The following is a 22,541-nucleotide window of genomic DNA, read 5'->3' on the forward strand; positions in this document are numbered from 1 at the left end:
AATAGAGATAGTTCGCTACCATTACAGTTTAACATTAGCACAAAAAAACCCGCCGCAGCGGGTTTTGAAAGCTGAGAATCTGCCTTATGATTTACAATTATCCGGCATGTTCAGGGGCCACTGCCTCACACTACCTGCACCATACAGGACAGTCGTGCCACATTCTTTATCAACCCGCGCAAGTGGCTTTCCGGCCCTGTCGATCATCATCGACATCACCGGTGTTGAAACCACTGCGACTCCGCTATCAAATGGCGAAACGGCGCTGAATACCGGGGAAATGGCAAAATTGCCCTGCACGTCGACAAAACCATAATGGCCATTCGTTTTAGCGAAAGCCAGGCCATCCACAGGCAAGCCTAAATCCGCATAAGAAATGCTGTCAGCCGGTTTCCCCTGCCCGTTGATCCAGGTTTTTGTACCATCAGTACGCGTCAGAACAGCATGATCGTTGACCATACGGCTGGAATGTCCTTGCACAGTCAGAACCAGTTTTCCCGTATTGTCGACATAGCGCGTTGAAGGCTCATTATCCTGCGGATCGTAGGACAATGACCATGCGCTGGCTGGTGGCATAACCCATTTTCCATCAGGCATTGCCGCAACACGCACACCTTTATCATCAATCAGCTCATAGCCTGCAGACGTCGACCTCAAAGCACGCCCCTGCTCAAATGCAGACCCTTGAGTTTCTGCAACTGGCTGAATCTGCCACTCAGCTTGTGCCGATAAGTAGCCTTCTTGCGGTCTACGGGATAATTTTACCCAGTCACCAAGCGCAGTGATACGAGTCTGTTGCTCGTGTAACTCAATATTTCCTTTCCCATCCAGAAGCCAGGATTGCCCAGCAGCGGACGAGGCCAAAATACGCCCGTCGCTGAATTGCGTCACAGACAAACCTGCGGTTGGTTCGATTCTTGCCTTCGCATCATTACCGACGATTTCAGCCAGAACGCCAGACTCCGGCTGTTCAGGTAGTGCAGGCTGCGTGAGTAACCACAGAGCGGTATTTATACGCTTAGCCTTAGCATATTTTGCCCCGAGCACTGTTTGCCCATTACTGCCGAGCACCCCCCATATACCTTCCGTAGTCTGGAATGCAGCAACCCCATCAGCATAACTGCTGACATCCTGATAAGACGGCGGGATAATCGTTTTCTGGCTGATAACATCAAAGATACCCCACGGCGCACCTTCGGCTGCTGTTTCCCGGTAACGGAACCAACCATTACCCAAAGATTCAAGTTCGAACACGTTCGGTAAATCATAATGCTTACCCGCGTGATCAAGCGCGGTTAATTTCCCATCCAGATAATCAAGCGCATAGCCTTGTACAAAAGGTGAGATGTTATCTTCCGTGAGAGGAATAATAATTTTACCCTGCGCATCTACAACACCGGTTCCATCCGCGGTCTTTACAATAAATTGTTCTATATCGCTGCTGCTGTCTGCAGGTTCAATATCTTGCCATTTACTGTCCAGTTGAAGTGAACCATCTGGGCGCAGAAAACCAGCTCCGCTTCTGTTGCCCTCAGACCCCGGACGGATCAGGGCCAGAGGCGATAGTGCAGTAGCAGCTTCGCTGTTCACGTTCAGCGGCTCAATGCGGCCGCCATCCAGGGCACTGATATTCTTCTGGTTGAGTAATGCCTTTCCTGCGGCATCGACAATATTGATCACAGATCCTTGTTCGTTCCGCAGCCACAAACGATGGTTGATGACTTCAGCGTTGGCAATTTGTGCCAACCAACCCACATTTTGCATACCACCGATCATCGCACCAGAAGGTGCCACGATCGCATTGACCTTTTTCTGCTCCCCTTTAGTGGTAACTAAAAAATCACCGGTATTCTGCTCCCAGGGCTCACTGCCCACAGGCAACATAAGAGGTTGTTTGCGTCCGGGGGCATAAAGGGCCAGCCCATCTTTCATCGCCGGATTCAAAACGTAATCGCCTGCAACGCGCAAATTGGCGGCATCAGAATCGCTGAACGTGGCGATGACAGCCGCCGCATTATCTAATAGCCTGATTCCATCTGCTGTCTTTGCCAGCCAAAAAGCCCCCGTTTCTTCACTCACAGCCAAATATTTCTGTTCATCCTGCATCCCGTCAGCACGGATTAATGTTATTCCTTCGGCGCTTTTCGCGAGAGCCACAAACGGATTATGAGGATCTAGCGTGATGCTGGCGTATTGAGGCTGAAGTCGCCAGGTGAGATTACCGTCCACAATGCCGTATCCTTTACTGGCATCGAAAGCGATGAACAAGTCGTTTGCGCCGAATGGCTCAACAATTTCCATTTTATCTGTCGCCACATGACGAACACCATCAGGTGAAAGTAGCACACTGCTAAACGACAAACGCAACCGCGCCGGAACGCCGTCACTCAGGGATGCGTCATCGACTAACGCATCAAGAGCTTTACCAACCTGAACACCTTTACGGTCAATAATTTGTGGTTTCCCACCCGCAACCACAACTGCCAATCCTGATTCGGTAAAAGGCTGTACGCTGTCAAAAGTGGGCTTAATCAGCCAGTTTCCTGCCTGATCAATAAACCCCCACTTGCCTTGTTGCATGGCTGCGGCGACACCCGAGTGATAGTCACCGACTAGCTCAAAAGCAGGTTTAATAACGAGCTGCCCCTGATTATCCAGAAACCCCCAACGTTCACTTGTTGCGTCAGCGGCGGGTAAAAGCACAGCCGCACGACCTTCGTGAACATCGCGGATACATAAATTCTGAACAGCAGGCAACGCATCACGCGCTTGCATACCGGCTTGTGAAGCAGGGCTCAGGGATGAACATCCGACAGGTTCAGCGGCCGCTGCAGAAACTGCCAGCGCCAGAAAGGCCAGTGTGCCACTGGCTGCCAGTGCACAACGCACTGCGTTGCGTAGCCCTGAAGGCTTGCTGACTATCATCAATTACCTCCGGTGCTACATGCAGGTGCGTTGGCAGGCCAAAGATAAGCGCCTTTGGCATCCACAATGACACGCTGATTACATCGCACCTGAATTCTTGCCTGAACGGTACCGTCAGCATTAAGTAAGCTCACTGCCCCTTTGCCACCGGCCCAGGCATGTTTTTCGCTAAAATCATCCGCCCAATCGAATTTAGGCAAAATTGCGAAACGCCCGGTGGTATTGATATAACCCAGCAGGTTTCCATAAGTGGATTTTTTCATTGCAGTGGCAAGATTATTACTCATTGCTCCGACCTGATCGAAATAAGAACCGATAAGCGTTTTGCCCTGTTGATCAACGAAGCCATATAAGCCTTTGTTATCACGTATCGGAATGACACCCGAACTGGCTTTATTTGCCAGCAGACTATCAAGCCCCGCGAAACGGTGGACTTCATTACCGTCGTTGTCGTACAGCACAGTCTCGCCGGTTGCATCATCATTCATTGCCAGCCGGGCCAGAGAATAAAGTGGTTGTGCCTGTTCAAAACCATCTAGCGGAACGGCACCCTGTTCATTGATCAGCGTAGTACGTCCATCGCTCACAGCACGACTCAGATTGAGTGGAGCGATAAAATTAAACTCAGCGGTATAAAGTGGCTGAATTTGCCAATCACCCTGATTATTAATCGCGCCAAAATGAGGTGAGAAACTGAGCATGACCCAATCACCTGATATCGAACTTGAGGATGAAGTAATTTCCTTGCTGACAGGGAAACGTCCCGCACTGTCAAGCAACGCCACCCCACCTTCCGAAGGTTGAACCAGCCAATGATTTTTCCCCACGGACTGAGGTCTGGATAGCAAATCAGTCGCTAATATTTGGCCACTTTTAGCGCTATAAAGGCTGTAGTGGCTGGCAAGGGCCCCACGTTCACCTGGCTGATCATTATCAGAAAGCGAGAATACGCCCTGCCCTAAATACTGGAATTTTCCGCTACGGTCAGGATCAGGTGCTACTGCCCATGTACCATTGACACCGATAACCCCCCACCCCGCATCAGCTTTCGCTAATGCATATCCATCGTTGAAAGATTCGACTTGAGTAAACTGAGGTACAGCCTTAATACTTTTGCTGGCAATGTCCCAAAGCCCCCAACGCTGCGCTTCTTTTTCACCGTCGGTGTAATACAGTAATCCCGAAGACAATCGCTGAGCGTTTTGCGCGATATTTGCCGGAACATCCACAATATTGCCGTGGCGGTCTATCAAACGTCTTGCCTGAGTATCCCCGGTATCGTCAACAGCCCAGGTATAATCGCCACTAAACGGACTGATTTGGCTGAATACCGGCTGAATAATCCATTTCCCCGCCGCATCAACTGCACCCACTTTTTTATTTTCAGTGTGGATGAGAAGAGGTGCCTCGGTTGTATCCTCTTCAACCGAGGCCCATTGAGGATCCGAAAGCACATTACCTTGAGAAGTCAGAATTGCCGGCGGTTTTGCCGCATCACTGGAAGTCAGCACTGCCCATGGCAGAGTGCTTTCCGCATCGCCTGCATCTGGCAAGATAGTCACATCATCGGTCATGACCGTCGTATCTAATGGTTTTAGTTGGTAATCTTTCAGAGCTGCGAGTGTGGCATCGCTAAGTAGCGCAACGCCGTTGTTATCATAAATTTGCACAACCTGTGGAGTCTTGCCCTCTGTCTGCATAATCCAAAGACGGTTGCCCTGACGCAGAACCTGCGGCTTATTCACTTTCAGGGAAACAATCTGATTGTCTGCCCCGATGAGGAGAATACCCTTACTCCCCGTTGCCAGCGTAGCCTTACCCCAGATAAGGATGTTCTCAGACTCATCGGGGGGAATATCTTGTACTTTTTCCAGCTTATTGTTGAGTAACTGTTTGCTGTTGTCACTGCCTGTAACCAGCCAGCTTCCGGATGCCAGCGGACGTACAGATTTATACTGTTCCTTATTGAGTGAAACACCCTGGCGATCAACAAATACCCAGACATTTTTTGTTTTCACCGCAACAACATCACCACTGAGCTGTGGTTCATCTCGGGTTTTCAAGACCATCGGGTCAATATCCCAGGAACCATTTTCGTCCAGATACCCCCAGTATCCCTCATCAGCAGAATCACGTTTCTTGGCTGGAATAAGCCCTGACTGAGGCAAATCAATGGTCATGACATCATCAGGTAAAGAAAGAGAACGGTTGGTAGCAGCATTCCACAGTGCCGGAGGCACCTGTGTCTGGACACTGGCCAGAGCCTTCCCCCTCACAAAGCCACTGCTATCAAGAGAAACGGCAAAAGGCAGCGTTTTAATCACAGCGCCTTTGCGATCAATCAGCGCCAGACGATTGTCTGTAACGACTAAAGCAGTGCCTTGGGCATTGAAATCTGTTGCACGGGTGAAGCGAGGTTCAATGACCCAGCTCCCTTTTTTATCGATATAACCGAACTGGCCGCCTTTTTTAGCGGCAGCCAGATCGTTGGCAAAACCTCGAACCTCACTGAAATCAGGTTTGATCGCCATATGCCCGGATATGTCTACATAACCCCATAAAGGCTCGCGGGAAAGCCCAACCAGGATGGGGGAAAGCCCTTGCTGGAAAGGCAACTGGCAATCTTTCGCCGTTTTTACATTGCTACATGCCCGTAACAGCGAGTCGTCCGCATGTACCGGCAAACTAAAAATAGCATTCAGAACCAGGGGTAATACACTGAAATTTCTGACATATTTAAATTTTTCGGAGCAATTCATCCGATGCCCTTATAACTGGATAAAATAAGAAAGTGTAGCGCACGCTTTTTTTCATCACCCGCAAAAGGGCGCGTGAGACGGTAAAAATCCGATAATAATCAATTTCAAGCAAGCATACATACCATATGCCTATAGGGTGTCAGCTTGCGAAAGAAAAAGCAGCTAATTTATTACTCTGTAACGAATGAATACACTTATTAAATGCAGAGAAAGATAATCTCAACATGTTACCATCGGATTTAATTTCCCACCTGCTGTTAACCTCATAACAACACTCACGCTTTTCTTCTAAAAATCAGACCATTTTCTTTTACATATGCAAACGTGGTGAATAATTAACCTTCAGAAGATTCTTACAATATTTGATTAAAGTCATTATTCCCCCAGCTTTACTCTGGTTTTATAGCTTAAAGGACGTTGTGTGACCAAAATCACTCCCGGTCTGGGTGACGTAAAACCTGGCAGTGTTCGGTTGCCGCGTATTTCAGGTGCTTTATCTTATTTGGGGAAAGTCATGCCTATCGTTCGAGCCAGATTGAGTCTGTTTGGTGGCGACACTGTCGTCATCCATTGTTCAGAAAAATGCCACATTCATCTGATGTGTGAAAATGATGTTGAGCGAAAAGGACGTCACTCAGGTTTTGGCGATATTTTGACGGTCAATGATCAAAATACTGCCTATGTCGGGATTCCTTACAAAGGCGTCTGGAATGTGCTTATAGATTCTCAATGCGACTCTTTGGAACATTCAATCAGCTACATGCCAGCCTGATTACCTGCCGTCCCGCAACCGATACCGCCCATATTGCATCTAAGATGATGTCAGGCTGATGAAGAACATCGACCTGGCATTTCATTCCTGGCGTACTCCCCCGGCTAAATTTCGACATGCTTCAACGTTATAGATTACCCTTCCCTCCGTCTACGCTGAGAATCAAGAATTGCGTAATGTCATGTAAAAAATTTTCTTCGTTACATCAATTACATAATGTTATTAAATTGAACATTCCATAATTAAAAAAACCTCTTTTCTAACCTGATTAATTGATTGCCAGCCGTAATTTCCCATTGCATTCTGTCCAGGGTAATGACGTGGTACCGGTCAACAAACCGGATTTCTTTCAGGCAAAAAATAGATCCTCATAATGAATAATAAATCACTTTGCACCATCGCTGACGTAGCTGACCTCGTTCCACAACTACGAGAAGTTCGCCAACACTTGCATCAACATCCTGAACTGTCTAACGAAGAATCAGCAACAGCCGCTTTGGTTGCTGAAAAATTACAAGCCTTGGGTTATCAGGTTACAACCGGCGTTGGGGGATATGGCGTCGTCGGCTCGATGAAGTTGGGAAAAAGTTCCCGTAGTATTGGGATCCGCGCGGATATGGATGCACTGCCAATCACAGAGCAGACAGGTGTCAGTTATACCAGCCAGCACCCGGGGAAAATGCATGCTTGCGGCCATGATGGCCACACAGCAATGTTGCTTGGGGCCGCAGAACAGCTTGCTCGTAGTAAAAACTTTTCCGGCACGGTAAATCTGATTTTCCAGCCGGCAGAGGAAATTGGTTTTAACAGCGGCGCCGAACGCATGCTGGAAGAGCAACTTTTTGAACGTTTCCCCTGTGATGCCGTCTATGGGTTACATAATCATCCAGGCTATCCCGTTGGTAAAATGATGTTCCGCTCAGGGCCATTTATGGCGGCGTGCGATACAGTGAATATTACTATCCATGGGAAAGGGGGGCATGCCGCACGTCCCCACATGACTGTCGATCCTATTCTGGTTGCCAGCAGCTTAGTCGTAGCTTTGCAATCCGTAATTTCGCGGAATATCGACCCTAATGAGACGGCCGTAGTCACTATTGGGTCTATACATTCAGGACATGCCGCGAATGTTATCCCCGAAACAGCACGCCTTGAGATGAGTGTTCGCTCTTTCGATCAGGAAGTGCGTAAAACCCTCGAAAAACGCATTCGGATGCTGGTTGAAAATCATGCTGCTGGCTATGGTGCTCGTGCCGAAATTGATTATGTGCCGGGATACCCGGTGTTGGTAAATCATGACAAGGAAACAGCATTCGCCCTAGCAGTGGCAAAAGAGCTTCTGGGTGAAGAAAACGTAGTAAATAACCTGCCACCTATTTCGGGCAGTGAAGACTTTGCGTATTTCTTACAGCAAAAACCGGGGTGTTTTCTGCGCCTGGGTAATGGCGATAGCGCAGTTCTGCATAATCCGGCTTACAACTTTAACGATGAAAGCTTGGGGTTTGGCGCAGCATACTGGACACGCCTTGTTGAGCGATATCTGGTTGATTAAGGGCTCAGAGCACTGATGGAAATACCCAGGATATACCTGCGTAATGATGAAGGGGGTCTACTGAGTTACATCTGAATTGATTAATTGGCAACAGTCAAATTACTCATACCAGAAAATTCGGCATACAAATCTGACCTGAGGAATGCTCTGAACTTTGCGTGAAAGTAAATAGCGCTCCGGAGAGGTTACAAGTTGCAGGATAACCTTACTCAGGTTTGACATAAATCGACATTGAGTTTGTTACCTTTATACCCGAAGACGATAATTCTTCTCCTGTGTAAACCATGACCTGTCCTTCATGGTATGTAAGACCCTCGCATTACCCCTTTCAGCCCGCCCCGAGCGGGCTTTTTTTTATCTTCTGTTTTTATCCATAATATTATGAATGACGCCGCCACAGATCTACACAGCGTCACCGAATTTCACGGAGATCTTACTTGTGGGTAAAGTCGATTACCATTCTGCCTTTAATTTTACCCTGCTCCATTTCATGGAAAATCGTATTAATATCTGCCAGCGGGCGCTTGGTGACTTTTGGCACCACTTTGCCCTCTGCGGCGAACTGGAAAGCTTCAGCCAGATCTTCGCGCGTTCCCACCAGGGAACCAACTACCTGGATACCGTCCAATACCAGGCGTGGAATATTCAGGCTCATAGATTCTGGCGGTAAACCGACAGCAACAATACGTCCCCCTGCACGCATTGCATCGACTGCGGAGTTAAACGCCGATTTCGCCGTCGCCGTCACCACTGCGGCATGCGCACCACCGACTTTCTCCTGAATAATTTTTGCTGCATCGTCGCTAAGCATATTGATGGTTAAATCAGCCCCCATTTGCGCGGCAAATTCCAGCTGCTGATCGTTCACGTCAATAGCGATGACCTTGGCATTAAATACATTTTTAGCATATTGCAAGGCCAGGTTGCCGAGTCCACCCAGACCATAAATCGCGATCCACTTGCCTGGCTGAATACCAGACACTTTTACTGCTTTGTAAGTTGTGACGCCAGCACAGGTCACACTGCTTGCTGCTGCAGATTCCAGTCCGTCCGGCACTTTCACCGCATAATCTGCTGACACGATGCATTCTTCTGCCATACCACCATCGATGGTATACCCGGCATTGACGACCTGGCGGCATAATGTTTCGTTGCCCGTTGTACAGTATTCACAGTGTCCGCATCCTTTATAGAACCAGGCCACACTGGCGCGATCTCCGACTTTCAACGAAGTCACTCCGGGACCTATTTTCTTAACAATGCCAATACCTTCATGACCGAGGATCACACCCGTTTTGTCACCAAAATCGCCATTTTTAACATGCAAATCTGTATGACAAACACCGCAACACTCCATCGTTAAAAGTGCTTCACCATGCTCTAATGCACGCAACGTTTTTTCGACGACACCCACAGAGTGGTCTTTATTAACAACAGCAGCTTTCATTTCGTTTTCCTCATTATGTGGCGGAAGCTCAACGGTACAACGGTAGCATAAAAGCTGCAAATGAGAATGAAACTCTTTAACAATCAAATGTAACAGGATGGTGGAAACTTAAATTTCCGCAGATGTGCAAATATCAAGGTGTGAACGCACGCGTCAATCCAGATCACCTGAATCCTTCGGCTCAACTCAATGGGGGTAGAAAGCCTAAATAGGGGATATTGAGGGTAAGTGGAAATGTTTTAAATGGTTGATTCAGTAGTAACTTATTGATTTAAAAAACAGGTAAAAAAAAGACCGAATACGATTCCTATATTCGGTCTAGGGAAATGGCTCTTGGGAGAGAGCCGTGCGCTAAAAGTTGGCATTAATGCAGGCGGTTAAGCCGTACAACTTAAAGAGTAGCTGACGTGTGGCTATTTTCCACCCAACCTGAAACATAGTGATAATAACAATGATGTATTATTCTCACCGTGTGACAACATGCACAAAACATGGGTTTAACATCAGCTATTTGCCAATGGCACGGCGATTCAGCAGAGCGACTGAGCTTTGGCAATAAAAGGAGCCAGACTCATTTTCCCCCCTGGGTTTTGCGGGTCATCCAACCAGATTTTCTCCAGTGGCACAGCCTGAACCTGATGATTTTTAACCTGCTCTTTCGCCACGTCATTCAGGGGATATTGCGCCAGCGTACTATCGTTAATCACATAGAGCGCATTACCCGGACGGCATTGCAACATGACTTCTTCACGGGTGAATGCCCAGGCTTTGCCGTATTGCAGGCGACTGATTGTTTCCAGCTGTGGTGCGGCAAGGCTGCTGGCAGAAAGGGTAAGCAGCACACAGGCAAGCAGTGTTTTCCTCATGATTTTTCCTCGATGATATTAAATTCTTTGTACTTTTCAGCTGTCGTGCTCAGCGCGGGGCAAGAGTGGCGAATAAACTCACCAGTAGCAAAACACCCAACGCCAATCCCCATTCGAACCAGGTCATCATGATAAAACGGCGTTGGGCCTGGTCGGGATCGCTACCCATCAGCGGTACTAACCGGTAGCGATTGTAAAGTGCAACCGCTAGCATCATTGCAACCATAGCCACTTTAACTGCCAGCAAACACTGGTAGAGAGATGTCATGTCTGTCGGCCAGCGCTGCAAAATAATGGCTGTATTGAAGATGCCGGTGAGAATAACCAGCGCGACGGCGACATGCCCCCAGAGCGAAAAACGGATAAGCGTGGCAATCGCATAAGGACGTGTCGCAGGCTGTCGCGTATATAAGATGCAGGTTAGCAGCGGATATAAGCATCCGAACCAGTAGGCAGCGCTGAGTAAATGCACCACGTGGTTGGTTCGCTGCGCCAGTCCCAGTAGTCCATCATGCATTGCGGCATGGCCAATCAATGCCTGGCTCATCAGCAAACCGACCGAGCACAAAAATATCAGCAGATTACGCCCAGGCAGCCAGTCTGACAGCAGAACCAGCAGCATTGCCGCCGCGAGTAGCAAATGCCATCGCCAGACTTCTCCAAATGCCGTGGTCAATACCAGCAACCACACATTCAGGTTCAGCCCGTCACCCCAGCCGTTTCCCATCAGAGCGGCCTGAATTGCAAGCATTCCGACCGACGTCACCGCCGCCAGAATGCCAGACCACATCATCAGCGACTGATTTTTACGCAGCAATACGGCAGAAAAGCCCTGCGGTGCGAGTAAGGAGCAAAAGACGCTCAGCCCAAAAATTTGCATCAGTGAAGCAAAATGCGCGAACCGGCATAGAACAAATAGCGCAGTCAGGCTCATTTACTTAACAATAAAACTGTACTGGCCGTGTGTTTTATGACCATCAACAGAGACAACATTCCATGAGACGATATACTTCCCGGCGCTAAGCGCATCAGAAAGTGGCAATACAACCTGAGTGTTATCATTCGCAGCCAGCGTCATTTTCCCCGTTTTCACCGCTTTTTGGCCGGCATCTGTCAGAGAGATTTTGCTGAAGTTGGGTTCGATTCCTTCACTGAACCCCAGCGACAGCTCGGTCGGGCTGGCCGACAGGATTGAATCTGCTGCCGGAGTTTCTGTTTTGAGATGAGCGTGCGCTAAAGCCTGCTGTGAGATAAATCCGCTCAGCAATACGGCTGAGACTGCCAGACCCCGGCAAAGAGAAGTGGTTTTATTGAACACGATAATTCCTTGGCTTGCTTAACGATGAATTTTAACGCCGACACTTTAGCGCAAACCGTCGCAAAACGTTTGCCAAAAAGGCATAAAAAAACGCAGAGGCCTGAGCGCTCTGCGTTTTTTGCGGGCAAGATCAAACAGGGAAATCAGCCTGCGGGAGCCTGTGCCACCATGTTTTTCAGATCCTTGTCGACAAAGAACAAGCCATTACCCGTGTTGCTAACCAGAGCCAGTTTATCGAGAACAGATTTGAACAGTGTCTCTTCTTCATGCTGTTCAGAAACATACCACTGCAGGAAGTTGAAAGAAGAGTAGTCTTTCAGAGTCATAGACAAATCAGCCAGTTCGTTGATTTTCCGGGTGATCAGCTGTTCATGTTCGTAAGTCTGCTTGAATAAATCAGTCAAAGACTCAAAAGAGACAGGTGGAGCAGCAATTGCCCCCAGCAGTGGCAGAGCACCGGTATCACTGACATATTTGAACAAGCGATGCATGTGGTCCATTTCTTCCATTGAATGCTGTTTCAAAAACGCAGCAGCACCTTCATAACCTTTATCGCTGCACCATGCACTCATCTGCAAATATAAGTTGGCAGAATAAAACTCGAGGTTCAGCTGTTCATTAAGCTGATCAATCATTTCTTTTTTAAGCATGATGCGGCTCCAAAATTAAATTAAGGCAGGTGGACTGGTTTATATACCTGCATTATGCCCGTGCCAGCACCAAATAAAAACACCCGATTTACATTATTAATCAAAGCAGCAACAATTAAATTTAACCATATGATTTAAATCGAATTTATTTAAAATAAAATATACAAAAATGATAATCATTAACATTAAAAATGTAATAAAAAAGAATCATTACTATTTGCAGTTTTAATTAACCCCTCTTTGTTGAATATAATTATCACTCCCTGTTTGGAAATAATTCTTATTTACTTAATACTCTTTTCCATTTAACGATCACGTTGGCGGCAACATAAAAGCCTGAAGACAACATTCCCGCCAGCTATAGCCTCGGGTACAATGCTGCAAAACGGATTATCAGGGAACAACAATGGGTATCAATCTGGCCGACATCAGCAAAGAAGAAATGGATCGCATCAATGTGGATCTTGCTGCCTCAGCGGTGGCCTTCAAAGAACGCTACAACATGCCGGTGGTGGCCGAGATGGCCGAACGTGAACAGCCCGCACATCTGCGCACCTATTTTCGTGAGCGGGTGATGTTTTATCGGGCCGAATCTCACAAATTCTCCCGCTTACCTTACGAACCGAAACAGAAATAGGCCCCGGTGTAAAATAAGCGGAAGTTGCGGCAGATGCTAACGCAGAGCGGCAAAACGCTGATTGGTCCGGATTAGCTGGTCAAGGATGCCCGGCTCGTCAAACGAATGCCCTGCGCCTTCAATAATATGCAGCTCAGCTTCCGGCCAGGACTTCGCCAGATCCCATGCATTTTGCACCTGGCAGGCCATGTCGTAGCGCCCGTGGACAATGACAGCCGGAATGTGGCGAATACGCTCAACGTTTTTCAGCAATTGTTCATCTGTTTCTAAAAAGCCAAAATGCGTGAAGTAATGGTTTTCGATACGGGCAAATGCCAGCGCGAAATTATCTTCGCCAAAAGACGCCGAACCTTCCGCAGGCAGAAGCGTCACCGTCTCCCCTTCCCACAGGCTCCAGATTTTAGCAGCTTCAAGCTGAACAGCGCGATCGTCCGATGTCAGACGAGCGCGGTAAGAGGCAATCACATCTTTGCGTTCTTCTTCCGAGAGGATCGACAAAATACGCTGCCATTTTTCCGGGAAGAAACGGGACGTACCGTCCTGGTAGTACCAGGTCAGTTCCTGCTTGCGCAGCGTGAAGATGCCGCGCAATACCATTTCGCTGACGCGCTCCGGATGCGTTTCAGCATAAGCCAGCGCCAGTGTTGACCCCCAGGAACCGCCGAACACCAGCCATTTTTCGACCCCCGCCATTTCCCGCAGACGCTCAATATCGTCGACCAGATGCCAGGTCGTGTTGTTATCGAGACTGGCGTGAGGTTTTGAACGCCCGCAGCCACGCTGGTCAAACAGCATGACGTCATAATCATTGGGATCAAACAGTTGCCTGTGAACCGATGAGCACCCCCCGCCCGGGCCGCCATGCAAAAATACCGCGGGTTTACCTTCCGGATTTCCGCTGCGTTCCCAGTAAATCTGGTGACCATCGCCCGTATCAAGCATGCCGCTGGCATAGGCTTCCAGGGGCGGATACAACCCTTTTAATTTTGGCATGACATTTCCTGTTCTATTCGGCCAGTGTATTGATTGATGTAGTTGCATCTTAATAACAGCGCATTGATTACCTGCCGACAAGCTGTAATGACCAAAAATCATTGTTTTGTATGCTGTTCGCATACTTATCACGCAATTTCACTACCGGATCCTAAAACTGAGGCTTGTGTAAAGTTTTGCAGGAAACACGATGAGACTTGCAACCGGCACGGATTAGGCAGTAAATAGCAGAGCAACCCAATCCACCAGCTTTAAAGAGAGGCGATTATGAGTAAAGGAATGGATAGCAAAAAAAATGCGAAGAAAAAGCCACTGAAGACCCCTGCTGAGAAAAAGGCTGATAAAAAAGCCAAAAAAGCAGCTGCCTGATAAAGTTACTTCGTAGAATAAACCCGCTGAATGCGGGTTTTTTTATTCCCCCGTCATACTTCAAGCCGCAGATGCGTTAGCTGCACTCACTCACCCGAATCACTGACCCACGTCAGCTCATCGGGATTCGCTCACTTGCCGCCTTCCTGCGACTTGAATTATTTCGGGGGAACCTGTTATTTTTTCTCCGCCAGTGACAGCACAAAGGCATATTCCAGCGCGATATCTTCGTAAGCCTTGAAGCGCCCGGATTTACCACCGTGGCCGGAATCCATATCCGTGTGCATCAGCAGCTGATTGTCGTCAGTTTTGACATCACGCAGTTTAGCCACCCACTTCGCCGGTTCCCAGTATTGTACCTGTGAATCATGCAACCCGGTCGTCACCAGCATATGCGGATAAGCCTGCGCGCGAACCTGATCGTACGGGCTGTATTGCAGCATATAATCGTAATAGGCTTTTTCGTTCGGATTACCCCACTCATCATATTCGCCGGTCGTCAGCGGAATAGACTCATCGAGCATGGTGGTGACAACATCGACAAAAGGAACCTGCGCAACGATACCGTGGAACAAATCGGGAGCCTGATTAATCACCGCGCCCATCAGCAAACCACCGGCGCTCCCGCCCATCGCGTAAACCTGCCCTGCGTCGCCGTAACCTTCAGCCACCAGTTCTTTTGTCACATCGATGAAATCGTGGAACGTGTTGAGTTTGTTAAACAGTTTGCCGTCGTCATACCACTGCTGGCCCAGTTCTGCGCCACCGCGGATATGCGCCAGCGCAAAAACAAAACCACGATCCAACAAACTGAGGCGGCTGCCGCTGAACGCCGGATCCATGCTGCTGCCGTAAGAGCCGTAGCCGTAAACCAGTAACGGATTGGTGTTTGGCTTGAACAATTCACGGCGGTAAACCAGTGAAACCGGGACTTTCACGCCATCACGCGCTGTCACCCAAACGCGTTCGCTGCGGTAATTTGTCGCATCAAACTCTTTCACTTCCTGCTGTTTGAGCAGCGTGCGGGCATGCGTGTCGAGATCAAGTTCAAACAATGAGCTCGGCGTGGTCATAGAAGAATAACCGTAGCGCAACAATGATGTGTCAGGTTCAGGGTTATAGGCCAGCCAGGTCGTGTACGTCGGGTCATCAAATGCGAGAGATTTCTCTTCACCGGTTGTCCAGTGAATTTGTCGCAACTGTGTCAGCCCCTGCTGACGTTCTTCCACCACCAGCCAGTCGCGGAACAAACTAAAACCTTCGAGCATGACTTCAATACGTGGTGCAATCAGCGTTTGCCAATGCGCTCCGGTGCCGTTTTCGCTTTTATAAAGGCCGAAATTTTTACCGTCTTTGTTCGAACGAATATAGAAATTGCCCAGATAATGATCGAGCGCGTACTCATGATCTTTGCGGCGCGACAGGAACACTTTTGGTGTCGCCTGCGGATCATCGGCATCCAGCAGCAGGATCTCAGACGTCGTGGTGCTGTCCAGGTGGATCAGGATGTATTTTTCTGACGTGGTTTTATCCAGCCCGACGTAAAAAGTATCGTCTTTCTCTTCGTAAACCAGTTTGTCCGTTTTCGGATCCGTGCCGACAACGTGGCGGTAAACCTGATACGGCAGCAACGTTTTCTTGTGTTTATGGACGTAATACAGCGTCTGAGAATCATTCGCCCATTCGCTGCTGCCGGAAGTATTTTTCAGCAGATCGTCGGTCCATGTTTCATCATCCAGTTTTTTTATGCGGATGTCGTACTGGCGGCGGGACAGGAAATCTTCGGCCACGGCCATCAGTTTATTGTCCGGGCTGATATCTAAACCACCCAGCGTATAAAACTCGCCGTCGCTGGCACGTTCATTTCCGTCGATCAGCGTCTGCCATTTTTCATTCTCCGCGGCAGGCTGGCGCAGATAAATCGCGTATTCATTACCCGGCTCGTAGCGGGTCTGATAACGGTAACCGTGTTTGATATAAGGAACGGAGTGATCCTGCTGCTCAATGCGCGCGACCATTTCTCCGTAAAGCGTTTCACGCAGCGCCTGATGGGGCAGCATGGCCTGATCGGTATATTCGTTTTCTGCCGTCAGATAGGCCAGAACCTGAGGATCGGCGCGGTCATCGTCACGCAGCCAGTAGTAATTATCGACACGGTCATCGCCGTGCACGCTCAGAGTTTGCGGGCGTTTTTCAGCCTTTGGAGGTGTCATCATCTCGGATCTCTTTGTCCTCTTTATGGTGTGACAAGAGTGACAGGTTTAGACAGGGAAACCAAGAGACGGAACATGCGGGAATTAGCGGTAATGTGCGCCCGGAGCGGTCACGGGCGCGGGCAAAAAACTCAGACCGGCGTGCTATAGGTGATTTCACCGAGCTGGCAGTTGAGCGTGACGTCGTAGGTTTTGTCGGTATGATCGCCGCGGACTTTCAGCGGGATATCCCATTTCTTGTTATCACCGCTGATGCTGCCGGCATCAACCCACGCAACCGGCGTTGAGGTGCCGAGCGCTTTTTTATCCGCATCCCAGCGCGGAATACGGTTTTGCAGAAAATCGCGTTTCACCAGCGCCGCGAGTTCATCTTTCGTCGCATTCGCGCAAGGTGTGACCGTCGCCGTTCTTACTTCAGGCTCATCGGCCTGAGCAGTCTGGATCAGACCGCTCATTCCTGCGACTGCCATTACCGCGCTCAAGATTATCTTTTTCATCGTTCGTCTTCCCAGTCTTTGTCTTTTATTACGCTGACCTTGTCGGAACAATAACCATACATACCGAAAGGTCATCACTTGTGTCAGACAATATAATCATCAACAAGGCAATAACACAACATTAACAATCAGACGAACAATGTAAAACGCGACATCACTCTTTTAGCGCAAAATAATCGCTTTGCAGTTTTTGCCTTTGATTTTCCCTTCCTGCAGGCGTTGCAGGGCTTTCTTCGCACTCTTCTGACGGATAGCAACGTAAGCGTGGATCGGGAACATATCAATTTTACCGACCTCTGCCGCGGTCAGCCCGGCATCGCCGGTCAGCGCGCCGAGTATATCGCCGGGACGGATTTTGGCTTTACGGCCACCGTCGATACACAGCGTGGCCATTTCAGCATCCAGCGCCACTGGCGTTGCCGCCAGCGCCTGCGCGGCAGGTTGCCAGGTGAACCGCTGACGGGTGTAATCTTCGAGCGCCGTCACACGTGGCATTTCCTGCGGAGTCACCAGACTGACCGCCAGACCGCTGGTTCCCGCGCGCCCTGTACGGCCTACACGGTGAACGTGAACTTCCGGGTCGAAAGACAATTCATAGTTAATGACCAGACCTAACTGTTTGATGTCCAGACCGCGCGCCGCAACGTCTGTTGCGACCAGCACACGGCAACTGCCGTTGGAGAAACGCACCAGCACGCGGTCACGGTCACGCTGCTCAAGATCGCCGTTCAGCGCCAGCGCACTGATCCCTTTGCCCGCCAGTGCGTCACACACTTCCTGGCAGTCGCGCTTGGTATTACAGAACACTACGCACGATGTCGGCTGATGCTGGTACAACACCGCAGCCAGCAGGGATAAACGCTGATGTTTATCGGCTTCGATAAACACCTGCTTGATGTCTGCCACATCATCTTCGCCTTCAATTTCCACTTTCAGCGGCTCGCGCTGGAATTTGGAGCTGATGCGTTCAATGCCGTCCGGATACGTCGCGGAGAACAGCAGCGTCTGGCGGGTTTGCGGCGTATAGCTGACCACATCTTCGATATCTTCGCTAAAACCCATGTCCAGCATGCGGTCGGCTTCATCGAGCACCAGCACTTTGAGATCATCCAGCTTCAGCGTGCCTTTGCGCAGGTGTTCCTGAATACGGCCCGGCGTGCCGACCACGATGTGCGGCTGACGAACCAGCGATTCGTTCTGAGGGCCGATTGACTGGCCGCCGCAAAGGGTCAGGATTTTGATGTTCTGAGTAAAACGCGCCAGACGACGTAATTCTTTACTGACCTGATCGGCCAGTTCGCGCGTCGGACAAAGCACCAGTGCCTGCGCCACAAACTGTGAAACAGTGATGCTGTTCAGCAAACCAATGCCGAAAGCGGCTGTTTTACCACTGCCGGTTTTGGCTTTGGCGCGGACGTCCTGACCTTGCAGGATAGCGGGCAAAGAGGCTTCCTGAATCGGGGTCATTTCGGTGTAACCCAGTTCATTCAGGTTGGAAAGTTGCTCAGCGGGCAATGTCAGGACAGAAAAGGAATGCGTGCTCAAGGCGATAACTCTTTATGTGAGGCAAAAATCGGGGCAGCGGCAGGAGATCTGGCGCCATGGTTTGCTAAATGATAACAGAGACGCCCGCAGACTGCCTTAAACAGCAGAAAACCGGCTTAAAAAATCCTGTAAATCCCCTTCTGACGTACGCAGGGAATTTTTCTAACACGCTGCGCAATCGTTTTCGTCTGCGATAATTTCAGATATACTGCGCCGCGAAATTCTTACTTTCCTTCATCAAAGATCTGGGTACGAAGCTATGTTAACCATTGGTACTGCACTGCGCACCGGCGCCACCCGCGTCATGTTGTTAGGCTCTGGCGAGCTGGGTAAAGAAGTGGCGATCGAATGTCAGCGCCTGGGTCTGGAAGTGATCGCCGTCGATCGCTATGCGGATGCACCCGCGATGCAGGTCGCTCACCGCAGCCATGTCATTAACATGCTCGATGGCGATGCGCTGAAAGCCGTTATTGAAAGCGAACGCCCTGATTTTATCGTGCCGGAAATTGAAGCTATCGCCACCAGCATGCTGGTTGAGCTGGAAAAACAGGGGCATAACGTGGTGCCGTGCGCCGAAGCGACGCGTCTGACCATGAACCGTGAAGGCATCCGTCGTCTGGCCGCGGAAACCCTGAAACTCCCGACATCGACGTATCAGTTTGCTGACGACGAAGCGTCTTTCCGCCAGGCCGTCGACGCAATCGGTTACCCGTGCATCATCAAACCGGTGATGAGTTCATCCGGTAAAGGCCAGAGCCTGATCCGCAGCGCTGAGCAGTTACAGACAGCCTGGGATTATGCCCAGCAAGGTGGCCGCGCCGGTGGCGGACGCGTCATTGTTGAAGGTCTGGTGAAGTTTGATTTTGAAATTACGCTGCTGACTATCAGCGCCGTTGACGGCATTCATTTCTGTGCGCCAATCGGGCACCGTCAGGAAGATGGCGATTACCGCGAATCCTGGCAGCCACAGCAAATGACCGAACTGGCATTGCAGCGCGCGAAAGATATCGCAGAGAAAGTGGTGAAGGCGCTGGGCGGCAAAGGTCTGTTTGGCGTTGAGCTGTTTGTCTGTGGCGATGAAGTGATTTTCAGCGAAGTTTCACCGCGTCCGCACGACACCGGAATGGTCACGCTGATTTCTCAGGATCTGTCCGAGTTTGCCCTGCACGTTCGCGCATTCCTTGGCCTGCCGGTCGGGAAAATCCGCCAGTTTGGCCCGTCGGCTTCCGCCGTTATTTTGCCGGAACTGACCAGCAACAACGTTTCTTTCAGCGGGCTGGAAAATGCGCTGACCGGTTTCAACCAAATCCGTCTGTTCGGGAAACCTGAAATCAGCGGTAAACGCCGTCTGGGCGTAGCGCTGGCGATTGCCGATAACGTTGAAGACGCGGTTGAGCAGGCGAAACAGGCGGCTGCAGCGGTTGTCGTTAAAGGCTGATGCCTGAATAAAGATGAAAAAAAACCGGACTCCGCAAAGGGTCCGGTTTTTTTTATGCCTGATAAGTAATGATCAGGGCAGAAATTTACTCGTCTTCGTCATCAAAGATAACGGTCACGCGATCGCCTTTGTGCGTTTCACGGATTTCTTCCGCAACGGTTGCAATGGCTTCGCCGCTGCTCATTCCGGTTTCCATTAACTGGCGGATACGATCGGCGGCCTGTTCTTGTTCGGAATGTGATAATGAAGGCATACCTGTCAGCATGGGAGATTCCTGTTGTACGTTAAACCGGCCCGCAGGCTGCGGGGTTGCACAGTATACGCCTTATTGATGCAAATCGCCTGCGCTGCTTTCAGGTAGCCGAATCTATGTTAGGATCGGCGCTATAATACGATCTAATTGCGCCCGAGAAGCTCATACCTGCCATGCAATCCACCCGTTCCGTAAATTTTCATACTTTGCCTTATCATCCTGATGCACTGCCCGAGCAGTTTTCTGCGCTCTCTGCTTTGCCGTGGGCCATGCTTTTGCATTCCGGCTCTGCGCAGCATCAGCATAATCGTTTTGATATTCTGGTAGCGGATCCGCTGGTCACGCTGACGACGTGCGGTGATATCACGCAGGTTGAGAAAAACGGTGAAGTGACGTTGCGGAAAGACGATCCGTTTGCCTTGCTGGAAGAACACCTTTCGGCGTCAGGTTTGCGGGCGGAAAGCTCGCCTGATTTTCCGTTTCTGGGCGGCGCGCTCGGGCTGTTTGGCTATGATTTAGGGCGGCGTATTGAGGCACTGCCCGACACGGCAGAGCAGGACATCACCCTGCCGGATATGGCGGTGGGTATTTATGACTGGGCGCTGATCGCCGATCACCTTCTGCAACGCCTCACGCTGATTTGTCACGATGATATTGCTGGCCGCCTGCAATGGCTGGCGCAACAGAAGGCCACCGCCGCGCAGCCTTTCCGGCTGAAAGCACCGTGGCAGTCCAACATGACCCGCGAGGCATACGGTGAAAAATTCCGCCAGATTCAGGAGTACATTCACAGTGGTGATTGCTACCAGATTAACCTCGCGCAGCGATTTTCGACGCACTATTCCGGAGACGAATGGCAGGCATTTTTACAGCTGAACAACGCGAACCGTGCCCCCTTCTCGGCGTTTCTGCGTTTGCCTGAAAACACGGTGATCAGTCTGTCGCCTGAGCGTTTCATCTGGCTGAAAGACCATCAGATCCAAACGCGTCCGATTAAAGGGACGTTGCCGCGCAGCGAGGAGCCAGCAGAAGATGCGCGTCAGGCTGAGAGGCTGGCGGCATCGGAAAAAGATCGTGCGGAGAACCTGATGATCGTCGATTTATTACGAAATGACATTGGCCGCGTTGCCACGCCGGGCAGCGTGCGCGTTCCCGAATTATTCAAAGTCGAGCCTTTCCCTGCGGTTCATCATCTGGTGAGCACCGTCACCGCAAAACTGCCGGAAGCATGCCACGCCAGTGCGTTGCTGCGGGCCTGTTTCCCCGGCGGCTCAATAACCGGCGCACCGAAAGTCCGCGCGATGGAAATCATCGAAGAGCTTGAGCCACAGCGACGCAACGGTTACTGCGGCAGCATTGCGTACATCAGTTGCTGCGGCACGATGGACAGTAATATCACCATCCGCACGCTGCTGACGGCAAAAGGGAAAATTTACTGCTGGGCAGGCGGCGGGATTGTGGCCGACAGCCAGGAACAGGCAGAATATCAGGAAACCTTCGATAAAATTGCCCGCATACTGCCTCAGTTAGGAGACGTTCAGCCGTGACTTTGCCGGAACAACACGTCCCCGTGCAGACTTTTCCCCCCGAGGTGGAAGATTTCATCCTGCGTTTTCAGTTGCAGCAACCGCGTCTGCCCGCACCTGCATTGCGCGGAACCCGTCACGCCGCCGTCTTAATTCCGATTATCTGCCGGAAAGAGCCGACAATCCTGCTGACGCGCCGTTCCGATCAGCTGCGCAAACACCCCGGTCAGGTCGCCTTTCCCGGCGGTGCGGCCGATGCAACGGATGCCTCAATTATTGCCACCGCGCTGCGCGAAGCTCAGGAAGAAGTCGCGATTCCTCCTGAACAAGTTCATGTATTAGGTGTACTACCGCCGCAAGACAGCAGCAGTGGCTTTCAGGTCACGCCGGTTATCGGGCTATTGCCGGTAGATGTGCCACTGCATCCGGCAGAAGATGAAGTCGCCGAACTGTTTGAAATACCGTTGCAGGAAGCGTTTGATCTTGCACGCTATCACCCTCTGGATATTCACCGCAGAGGGATCTACCACCGGGTATATTTATCCTGGTATCAGCAACAATTTGTCTGGGGTCTGACGGCGTCAATTATCCGCCAGCTCGCCCGGCAGGTTGAAGCCTGACCTCATCGATTACATAACGATCACACTTTTGCATCAAATAAGTTTATTTCATGCGAAAAAAGAAACTTTTGCCCCTCAGCCCTTTTAAACTATAGATCTATCCATAAGGACGATATTTCACCACTTGTTCATTTATGGAAGCCAGGGATCCCGTTCCCTGC

General features: G+C 50.2%; 18 protein-coding genes. 6 read left to right on the forward strand and 12 right to left on the reverse strand.

The window, feature by feature from the left end; genetic code table 11:
- Window positions 1-84: 84 nt before the first annotated feature.
- A complete protein-coding gene (locus CWS43_RS11720; protein WP_101077124.1) occupies window positions 85-2,925 on the reverse strand; it encodes a WG repeat-containing protein in 2,841 nt (946 codons plus the stop codon).
- Window positions 2,925-5,684, reverse strand: coding sequence for a WG repeat-containing protein (locus CWS43_RS11725; protein ID WP_101077125.1), 2,760 nt, complete (start codon window positions 5,682-5,684; stop codon window positions 2,925-2,927). Before CWS43_RS11725 ends, CWS43_RS11720 begins: the two co-directional genes overlap by 1 nt.
- 514 nt (window positions 5,685-6,198) lie before the next feature.
- On the opposite strand from CWS43_RS11725, the gene CWS43_RS11730 reads away from it, so the two are divergent.
- Window positions 6,199-6,456, forward strand: a complete 258-nt coding sequence (locus CWS43_RS11730) for a DUF1883 domain-containing protein (RefSeq protein ID WP_101077398.1) — start codon at window positions 6,199-6,201, stop codon at window positions 6,454-6,456.
- Window positions 6,457-6,829: 373 nt separating this feature from the next.
- On the forward strand, window positions 6,830-8,008 hold the full coding sequence (locus CWS43_RS11735; RefSeq protein ID WP_101077126.1) for a M20 aminoacylase family protein: 1,179 nt from the start codon (window positions 6,830-6,832) through the stop codon (window positions 8,006-8,008).
- Between the two features lie 433 nt (window positions 8,009-8,441).
- On the opposite strand, the gene adhP is transcribed toward CWS43_RS11735, so the two are convergent.
- The 5 genes from adhP to ftnA all read right to left on the reverse strand — a co-directional run bounded on the left by adhP (window position 8,442) and on the right by ftnA (window position 12,289).
- Entirely contained in the window at window positions 8,442-9,455 is a 1,014-nt protein-coding gene (gene adhP, locus CWS43_RS11740) for an alcohol dehydrogenase AdhP (protein ID WP_101077127.1), read from the reverse strand.
- Window positions 9,456-9,985: 530 nt separating this feature from the next.
- Window positions 9,986-10,324, reverse strand: coding sequence for a YebY family protein (locus CWS43_RS11745; RefSeq protein WP_232776944.1), 339 nt, complete (start codon window positions 10,322-10,324; stop codon window positions 9,986-9,988).
- A 46-nt stretch (window positions 10,325-10,370) separates the two neighbouring features.
- Window positions 10,371-11,255 (reverse strand): copper homeostasis membrane protein CopD, encoded by an 885-nt coding sequence (gene copD, locus CWS43_RS11750; protein ID WP_101077129.1) that lies wholly within the window; start codon window positions 11,253-11,255, stop codon window positions 10,371-10,373.
- Window positions 11,256-11,642: a copper homeostasis periplasmic binding protein CopC gene (copC, locus tag CWS43_RS11755; RefSeq protein ID WP_369825866.1), complete on the reverse strand. Its 387-nt coding sequence runs from the start codon at window positions 11,640-11,642 to the stop codon at window positions 11,256-11,258.
- A gap of 140 nt (window positions 11,643-11,782) precedes the next feature.
- Complete coding sequence (ftnA, locus tag CWS43_RS11760; RefSeq protein ID WP_101077131.1) at window positions 11,783-12,289, reverse strand: non-heme ferritin; 507 nt, start codon at window positions 12,287-12,289, stop codon at window positions 11,783-11,785.
- Window positions 12,290-12,695: 406 nt separating this feature from the next.
- On the opposite strand from ftnA, the gene CWS43_RS11765 reads away from it, so the two are divergent.
- Window positions 12,696-12,926, forward strand: a complete 231-nt coding sequence (locus CWS43_RS11765; RefSeq protein ID WP_101077132.1) for a DNA polymerase III subunit theta — start codon at window positions 12,696-12,698, stop codon at window positions 12,924-12,926.
- Window positions 12,927-12,962: 36 nt separating this feature from the next.
- Here the strand turns inward: CWS43_RS11765 and pip are convergent, their stop codons facing one another.
- The 4 genes from pip to dbpA form a co-directional block, all read right to left on the reverse strand.
- Window positions 12,963-13,919, reverse strand: coding sequence for a prolyl aminopeptidase (gene pip / locus CWS43_RS11770; RefSeq protein ID WP_101077133.1), 957 nt, complete (start codon window positions 13,917-13,919; stop codon window positions 12,963-12,965).
- A gap of 545 nt (window positions 13,920-14,464) precedes the next feature.
- Window positions 14,465-16,504 (reverse strand): S9 family peptidase, encoded by a 2,040-nt coding sequence (locus CWS43_RS11775; protein WP_101077134.1) that lies wholly within the window; start codon window positions 16,502-16,504, stop codon window positions 14,465-14,467.
- A gap of 128 nt (window positions 16,505-16,632) precedes the next feature.
- Window positions 16,633-16,998: a protein YebF gene (yebF, locus tag CWS43_RS11780; protein WP_101077135.1), complete on the reverse strand. Its 366-nt coding sequence runs from the start codon at window positions 16,996-16,998 to the stop codon at window positions 16,633-16,635.
- Between the two features lie 162 nt (window positions 16,999-17,160).
- Window positions 17,161-18,543 carry an ATP-dependent RNA helicase DbpA gene (gene dbpA, locus CWS43_RS11785; RefSeq protein WP_101077136.1) on the reverse strand — a complete coding sequence of 461 codons (1,383 nt, stop codon included), beginning with the start codon at window positions 18,541-18,543 and terminating at the stop codon, window positions 17,161-17,163.
- A 259-nt stretch (window positions 18,544-18,802) separates the two neighbouring features.
- Between dbpA and purT the strand changes: the two genes are divergently transcribed.
- Window positions 18,803-19,981 (forward strand): formate-dependent phosphoribosylglycinamide formyltransferase, encoded by a 1,179-nt coding sequence (gene purT / locus CWS43_RS11790; protein ID WP_101077137.1) that lies wholly within the window; start codon window positions 18,803-18,805, stop codon window positions 19,979-19,981.
- 85 nt (window positions 19,982-20,066) lie between these two features.
- Here the strand turns inward: purT and CWS43_RS11795 are convergent, their stop codons facing one another.
- Window positions 20,067-20,246: a YoaH family protein gene (locus tag CWS43_RS11795; protein WP_101077138.1), complete on the reverse strand. Its 180-nt coding sequence runs from the start codon at window positions 20,244-20,246 to the stop codon at window positions 20,067-20,069.
- Between the two features lie 161 nt (window positions 20,247-20,407).
- Between CWS43_RS11795 and pabB the strand changes: the two genes are divergently transcribed.
- Both pabB and CWS43_RS11805 read left to right on the forward strand, forming a co-directional pair.
- Window positions 20,408-21,781, forward strand: a complete 1,374-nt coding sequence (gene pabB / locus CWS43_RS11800; protein WP_101077139.1) for an aminodeoxychorismate synthase component 1 — start codon at window positions 20,408-20,410, stop codon at window positions 21,779-21,781.
- Entirely contained in the window at window positions 21,778-22,380 is a 603-nt protein-coding gene (locus tag CWS43_RS11805) for a CoA pyrophosphatase (protein WP_101077140.1), read from the forward strand. Before pabB ends, CWS43_RS11805 begins: the two co-directional genes overlap by 4 nt.
- The last annotated feature ends 161 nt before the right edge of the window (window positions 22,381-22,541 follow it).

Origin of the sequence: Rahnella sp. AA (assembly GCF_002834385.1) — a bacterium.
In the GTDB taxonomy this organism is placed as follows: Bacteria; Pseudomonadota; Gammaproteobacteria; order Enterobacterales; family Enterobacteriaceae; genus Rahnella.